Origin of the sequence: Burkholderia sp. Bp8998 (assembly GCF_003854235.1) — a bacterium.
In the GTDB taxonomy this organism is placed as follows: domain Bacteria; phylum Pseudomonadota; class Gammaproteobacteria; order Burkholderiales; family Burkholderiaceae; genus Burkholderia.
This window is the reverse complement of record NZ_QTQF01000089.1, coordinates 1-6,740: the sequence shown is the minus strand read 5'-3', so window position 1 is coordinate 6,740 and position 6,740 is coordinate 1. Positions and strand designations below refer to the sequence as shown.

Genomic DNA, 6,740 nt, shown 5'->3' with positions numbered 1-6,740 from the left:
CCGCTGCCGCTCCTCGCGTATTCGTCGGGCGCGTTCCTCGGCAACGTCGTCGAGATGCTGCTGCTGAACGCGTCCGAGTCGTATGCGCTGCACCGGTGCTTCGAGACGCACATGTCCGAGGCGCTGAAGGGCATGGTCATGGCCGGGCACGGGATCGGCTGGCTGCCGGAGAGTTGCATGACGAAAGAGTTGATCGACGGCAGCCTCGTGCGTGCAGGCGGCGTGTGCTGGGGCACGGAACTCGAAGTGCGCTTGTATCGTTCGAGCCGCAAGGTTGGGGCGGCGGCAGAGGCGCTGTGGTTGCATCTCGCCCGGGGTTCGTGCCTGCCGCCCGGGCAGTCGGTCGAGTGAGTCAGTGCGTGTCGAGCACTTCGAAGCGGTACGCGATTTCGGTTGGTGCGTCGGGATGCAGCGCGAGTGCGGTAGGCACGCCATGCGCGTTGATCGGATTCGATGCCAGTGACGCTGCGCAGCCGAGCTCGAACGCGCTCGCGACCGGTTCGATGCCGACGCACAGATTGCGGCCGTTCCATGGCGCGTACGTGCGGCCGCGATTGCTGATCCACAGCAGCAGCGACGGCAGCGCGTGCGCGTCCCACGTGAGCCGGTAGCGCGTGCGTGCGTCGTCGTCGGTTAGCGTGACGGCGCCGTCGATGCCGCACAGCTGCACGATTTCCTCGGTCGCGTCGGCAAGCGGCAGGCGATCGAATGCGCCGGTGCCGCCGTCGGCGAGCGGCACGCGGTCGAGCGCGTCGAACGTCGCGCCCGCGCGTGCGCGCGACACGCCAGGCTCGGGGCCCGCCGGGTGAACCATACCGAAACGGAAGGCGCCCGGCTCGATCCGGAACGCGCCCGCGAGCTCGGGCAATGCGAGATTGGGATGCAGGCCTGCCGGGCGGCGGGCGGGGGCGCGCGCGTCGATGCGCAGCACGATGTCGAGCGCAGCGCGCGACGGATCCGCGCGGACGATGCGTGTGAGCCGCCTGATCGGCGAGTGCTCCGGGTAGTCGATCGCGATCTCGATGTCGAGCGCGGTCTGCTTCACGAGCGACCACGTGCCGACGCAGCCGTAGCCGTGCTGCAGGTCGTCGCTCGCGTCGTGCGCGGCCATCGGCGTCGCGGCCGCTTCGCGCCAGCCGTCGGGCAGGCCGTCGGGTGCATACGGCACGCCGAACGGCACACACGGGAATTCGCTGCGCATCGCGCCGAGCAGGCCCGCCGGCTGCGGCTCCGGCCGGCCGAGCCACGGCGCTTCGTAGAACGGTCGGATCGTGCGGCCGTCGAGCGCGAACGAGACGCCGCCGAGCATGCCGCCTTTCGCATGGACGTCGAACGCGCCGTGCGTCCATTCGAGGTGCCAGATTGTTTCCATAGGTTCGTTGTGTGTGGTCGCGGGCGGTGCCGCATTCGGTTCCTAGTTATCTTCCTCGCGCCAGCACGTGTCGTGCCGCGCGAGAAGCGCGCTCGACTGCGTGGGCCCCCAGTTGCCGGCGGTGTACGGTTTCGGCGCGTTGTTCATGCCGAGGATGGGCGCGACCCAGTGCCACGCGGCTTCCTGCTCGTCGCGCCGCACGAAGAGCGCGAGGCGCCCGGCGATCACGTCGAGCAGCAGGCGCTGGTACGCCTCCATCCGGTCCTGCCGGAAGAAGCGGTCGAACGCGAGGTCGAGGTACACGCCCTGCAGCGTCATCCCGAGCCCCGGCTGCTTCGCGAGCGCGCCGAGCCGGATCGATTCGTCCGGCTGCAGCCGGATCGTCAGCCGGTTGGAGCCCGGGCGCAGCGCGGCCGGCCCCAGCGCCGAATGCGGTACCGGCTTGAACGTGACGACGATCTCCGCGACGCGTTCCGCAAGCCGCTTGCCGGTGCGCAGGAAGAACGGCACGCCGGCCCATCGCCAGTTGTCGACCTCGGCCTTCAGCGCGATGAACGTCTCGGTCGTGCTGTCCGGCGCGATGCCGGGCTCGTCGAGATAGCCCGGCACCGTCTGCCCGAGGATCGTGCCGTCGCGGTACTGGCCACGCACGACGCTCTGATGCAGTGCGTCCGCGGACAGCGGCTTCAGTGCGCGCAGCACGCGCAGCTTCTCGTTGCGCACCGCGTCGGCTTCCATCGATTGCGGCGGCTCCATCGCGACGATCGCGAGCAGTTGCAGCAGATGGTTCTGCACCATGTCGCGCAGCGCGCCGGTCTGGTCGTAGAACGCGCCGCGCCCGCCGACGCCGAGTGCCTCGGCGACCGTGATCTGGATGTTGTCGATCCATTCGTGACGCCACAGCGGTTCGAACATCACGTTGCCGAAACGCAGCGCGAACAGGTTCTGGACTGCTTCCTTGCCGAGATAATGGTCGATCCGGTAGATCTGCTCTTCGGAGAAGATCGAGCCGACCGCGTCGTTGATCGCGGCCGACGATGCGAGATCGTAGCCGAGCGGCTTCTCGAGCACGACGCGCGACGACGGCGGCGCGAGGCCCGCGGCCGCGAGCGAGCGGCAGATCGGCTCGAACAGCGACGGCCCGGTCGCCAGATAGAAGATCCGGCGCCCCGGCGCCTGCTCGAGGGCCTGGCCGAGGCGCGCGAACGCGCCGGGCGCGCTCGCGTCGAGCTCGACGTATGCGAGCCGCTCGACGAAGCCGCGCCATGCATCGTCGTCGAACTGTGCGTCCTTGATGTGCGGCCGCACCGCTTCGTCGACCCAGCGCAGGTAGCCGTCGTGGTCGAGCGGCGTCATCGCGACGCCGACGATCCGGCCTTCGGGCGAGAGCAGCCCGTCGCGGTGCGCGCTATACAGCGCCGGCAGGATCTTGCGCATCGCCAGATCGCCGGTGCCGCCGAACAGCACGAACGCGAACGGATCACGCTCGAACGAGGAGGGTGCGCGCGCGCTCATGGCGTGGCTCCTGCCGGCACGGGTATCGACGCGCTCATCGCGAGGACTTCGTCGACCGTCGGCGCATACGCGCCCGCATGCGACGCGACGACCGCCGCGCATGCGGCCGCGAAGCGCAGATGGTCGGCCGCCGGCGCATCGGGACGCATCAGCAGGCTGGCCATCCAGCTGCCGATACTCGCGTCCCCGCAGCCGACCGTGTCGACGACGCTGGCCGGAAACGCCGGCTGGAATGTCGACGCGTCGCCGTCGAAGAGTTCCATCCCTGATGCGCCGCGGGTGAGCAGCACCGCGGCGTTCGGCGCCCACGCGCGGATCTGCGCGAACGCGGCCGCTTCGTCGAGTTCGGGGAACAGGCCGGCGAGATCCTCGTCGGACACCTTGATGTAGTCGGCGAGACCGGCCATCGTACGCAGCGTGTCGCGATACGACGGCTCGGCCATCGGCGCGCGGAAGTTCGGATCGAATGCGATCCGCTTGCCCGCCGCCCGCGCGTCGTGCGCGAGCGCGATCAGCCGCGACGCGAGCGGCTCGCGCACGACGCCGAGCGAGCCGAAATGGACGATCTCGACGGCGTCGAGCCAGCCGGCCGGCAACTCGGCAGGGTCGAACGCGAGGTCCGCGCTGTTTTCGCCGATAAAGAAATACTGCGGCGGCTGCTTCGACACCACCATCGCGAGGAGCGGCGGCCGGTCGACCTGGCGCGTGAAGCGCATGTCGAGGCCGGCTTGCGCGCTCCGATGCATCAGCTCGTCGCCGAACACGTCGCGGCTCACGGTGCCGGCGAACCCGGTCGGCACGCCGAGGCTGGCGCCGACACGTGCGACGTTCCAGCACGAGCCGCCGGCGAGACTGTGCCAGTGGGACGCGTCGTCGCGGATGAAGTCGGTCAGTGCTTCGCCGAATATGACCAGTCGGGGGAGATTCATCTGTGGCGTCCGGAAAATCAGGTCGCGGCGCGGCGCCGCGCCTTGAAACGGTTGATCAGCTGATTCGTCGAGCCGTCGTGCGACGCGACGTCTCCCGATGCGCCGAATTCCTTCTCGATCTCGACCGCGAGCTTCTTGCCGAGCTCGACGCCCCACTGGTCGAACGAATTGATTCGCCACACGACACCCTGCACGAACACCTTGTGCTCGTAGAGTGCGATCAGCGCGCCCAGCGATGCGGGGTCGAGCGTATCGATGCAGATCGTGTTGGTAGGCCGGTTGCCTTCGAAGTTGCGATGCGGCTCGGCGGTCGAATGCGAGCCGTTCATCAGCGCCTCGGACTGCGCGAAGCAATTCGCGACGAGGATGTCATGATGCTCGTCGAGCGTATGATGCGGCCGCATGCAGACGATGAAATCGGTCGGGATGATCGCGGTGCCCTGATGCAGCAACTGGAAGAACGCGTGCTGGCCGTTGGTGCCGGGTTCGCCCCAGATCACCGAGCCGGTCGCGTAGTCGACGCGCTCGCCGGCCAGCGTCACCGACTTGCCGTTGCTTTCCATGTCGAGCTGCTGCAGGTAGGCGGGCAGCCGGTGCAGGTAGTTGTCGTACGGCGCGATGAGCTGGCTCGTCGTGCCGAGGAAGTTCTGATGCCAGATGCCGATCATCGCGAGCAGCACCGGCAGATTGCGTTCGAGCGGCACTTCGGCGAAGTGGCGATCCATCGCGTGCGCACCGTCGAGCAACTGCTCGAACGCGTCCATCCCGGCCATCACCGCGATCGGCAGCCCGATCGCCGACCACAGCGAGTAGCGGCCGCCGACCCAGTCCCAGAACTCGAACATGTTGTCGGTGTCGATGCCGAATTGCGCGACCGCATCCGCGTTCGTCGATACCGCGACGAAATGCTGCGCGATCGCGGCTTCCGGCGCGCCCGACGCGAGCAGCCACGCGCGCGCGGTGTGCGCGTTCGCGAGCGTCTCGCGTGTCGTGAACGTCTTCGACGACACGATGAACAGCGTCGTTTCCGGGTTCGCGTGCTTCAGCGCCTCGACGATGTCCGCGCCGTCGACGTTCGACACGAAGTGCATCGTCAGGCGCTCGTGCGCGTACGGCTTCAGCGCTTCGCACACCATCTTCGGGCCGAGATCCGAGCCGCCGATGCCGATGTTCACGACGTCGGTGATCTCGCGGCCGGTGTAGCCGCGCCAGGTGCCTTCGCGCACGGCGTCGGAGAAGCGCCGCATCCTGGCCTGCACGGCCGCGACCTGCCGCGACACGTCAACCCCGTCGACCATGCGCGCGTTGCCGGAGCGATCGCGCAGCGCGACGTGCAGCACCGCGCGGTTTTCGGTGCGGTTGATCCGTTCACCGGCGAACATCGCATCGCGATAGGTGTCGACTTCCGCTTCGCTCGCGAGTGCGACGAGGCGCGCGATCGTGTCGTCGTCGACCGGGTTCTTCGAGTAGTCGACGAACAGGCCGGCGGTATTGAGCGAGAAGCGCGCCGCGCGCGCCGGGTCGCGCTCGAACAGCGTACGGATCGATGCGGCCGCGGTGCCGGCGATCGCGTCGCGATGGTCGGCGAGGGCTCGCCACGCGGGCGTCTGGATCGGTGAGGTCATGGTCGTGTCAGGCCAGGAGTGAGGTCGATGGGATTAGTGCGAGCTCCAGCCCCGATAGCCGTTCACGTTGTCGCGCGTGATGAGCGTCGGCTCGAGCAGGTTCATCGGATTCGACGGCTTCTTGCCGTTGATGATCCCGTAGCCGATCGTCACCGCTTCCTTCGCCATCGCGAACGGGTCCTGGCTCGCGGACGCCTGCACCAGCGTGTTCGACTTCAGCGCGGTTTCGATGTCCGGTGCGCCGTCGACCGACGTGATCACGATGTTTGCCCGGTTGAACTGCTTCGCGGCGAGATCGCTGCCGACCGCCTGCGGATCATTGATCGCGAACACGCCGTCGAGCTTCGGAAAGCGCGTCAGATAGCCCTGCATTGCGGCCATCCCGCCTTCGCGCGAGCCCTTGCCGTCCTGGTCGAACGACAGCACCTTGATGCCCGGATTCTTCGCGAGCACGGTCTTGCAGCCGTTCACGCGATCCACCACCGCGGATACCTGCGGGCCGTTCTCGATCACGACGTTGCCCTTGCCGCCGATCTTCTTCGCGAGATACTCGCACGCGAGTGCGCCGGCCTTCACGTTATTGGTCTGCACGGTCGCATCGGCGCCCGCGGCCGCGACGTCGACCGCGATCACCGGGATACCGGCGGCCTGCGCCTTCTTCACGGCGGGCTCGATCGCCTTCGGGTCGGCCGCGTTCAGCAGAATCATGTCGACGTGCGCGGAGATGAAGTTGTCGATCTGCGTGAACTGCTTGTTCAGGTCGTAGTCGGCCGATACCGCGGTGACCTTCGCGTTCGGGTTCAGTGTCTTGGCCTGGGCTTCCGCTCCCTTGACGACGGTCACGAAGTACGGGTTGCCGAGCGAACCGACCGTGATGCCGATCGACTTCAACTGCTTGTCGGCCGCGTGCGCGGCGCAGGCGGCGAAGGCCAGCGTGCAGGCGAGGCCGGTTTGAAGCGCTTTGCTCCTGATCTTGAACATGTCGGGTTGTCTCCATTGGGTCCGGAAGGGCAAGGGCGCACGCGGACCCATCGTGCGCACCGGTTTTATCGGGAATTCAGAACGATGACGGATGCGGCCCGCTTCTCAGGTGCGGGCGCCGCTCTGGCGGTAGCGATCGAGCGCGACCGCGCCGATGATCACGAGGCCCTTGATGATGTACTGCCAGATGTCGGACACGCCGAGCAGCACGAGCCCGTTGGTCAGCACCGCGATGATCAGTGCGCCGATCAGCGTGCCGACGATCGAGCCGACGCCGCCGACGAAGCTGGTGCCGCCGAGGATCACCGCGGCGATCGC

At 67.8% G+C, this 6,740-nt stretch carries 6 protein-coding genes and 1 pseudogene; 1 reads left to right on the top strand and 6 read right to left on the bottom strand.

The window, feature by feature from the left end:
* Nucleotides 1–351 (top strand): LysR substrate-binding domain-containing protein (locus DIE06_RS37180; RefSeq protein WP_260433897.1); only part of this gene is annotated, 351 nt, incomplete at its 5' end.
* Between the two features lies 1 nt (nucleotide 352).
* Here the strand turns inward: DIE06_RS37180 and DIE06_RS37175 are convergent.
* The 6 genes and pseudogenes from DIE06_RS37175 to DIE06_RS37150 all read right to left on the bottom strand — a co-directional run.
* Nucleotides 353–1,372, bottom strand: a complete 1,020-nt coding sequence (locus tag DIE06_RS37175) for a hypothetical protein (protein WP_124665674.1) — start codon at nucleotides 1,370–1,372, stop codon at nucleotides 353–355.
* Between the two features lie 42 nt (nucleotides 1,373–1,414).
* On the bottom strand, nucleotides 1,415–2,887 hold the full coding sequence (gene zwf / locus DIE06_RS37170) for a glucose-6-phosphate dehydrogenase (protein ID WP_124665673.1): 1,473 nt from the start codon (nucleotides 2,885–2,887) through the stop codon (nucleotides 1,415–1,417).
* Complete coding sequence (locus DIE06_RS37165; protein ID WP_124665672.1) at nucleotides 2,884–3,816, bottom strand: carbohydrate kinase; 933 nt, start codon at nucleotides 3,814–3,816, stop codon at nucleotides 2,884–2,886. The genes zwf and DIE06_RS37165 overlap by 4 nt, the downstream gene beginning before the upstream one ends.
* Nucleotides 3,817–3,833: 17 nt before the next feature.
* Entirely contained in the window at nucleotides 3,834–5,441 is a 1,608-nt protein-coding gene (gene pgi / locus DIE06_RS37160) for a glucose-6-phosphate isomerase (RefSeq protein WP_124665671.1), read from the bottom strand.
* Between the two features lie 33 nt (nucleotides 5,442–5,474).
* Nucleotides 5,475–6,422 (bottom strand): ABC transporter substrate-binding protein, encoded by a 948-nt coding sequence (locus DIE06_RS37155; RefSeq protein ID WP_124665670.1) that lies wholly within the window; start codon nucleotides 6,420–6,422, stop codon nucleotides 5,475–5,477.
* A gap of 105 nt (nucleotides 6,423–6,527) precedes the next feature.
* Nucleotides 6,528–6,740, bottom strand: a pseudogene (locus DIE06_RS37150) (ribose ABC transporter permease); the annotation flags it as partial.

Coding starts and splice junctions, on each gene's coding strand:
- DIE06_RS37175 (WP_124665674.1), bottom strand. CDS start 1,372: ATGGAAACAATCTGGCACCTCGAATGGACGCACGGCGCGTTCGACGTC.
- zwf (WP_124665673.1), bottom strand. CDS start 2,887: ATGAGCGCGCGCGCACCCTCCTCGTTCGAGCGTGATCCGTTCGCGTTC.
- DIE06_RS37165 (WP_124665672.1), bottom strand. CDS start 3,816: ATGAATCTCCCCCGACTGGTCATATTCGGCGAAGCACTGACCGACTTC.
- pgi (WP_124665671.1), bottom strand. CDS start 5,441: ATGACCTCACCGATCCAGACGCCCGCGTGGCGAGCCCTCGCCGACCAT.
- DIE06_RS37155 (WP_124665670.1), bottom strand. CDS start 6,422: ATGTTCAAGATCAGGAGCAAAGCGCTTCAAACCGGCCTCGCCTGCACG.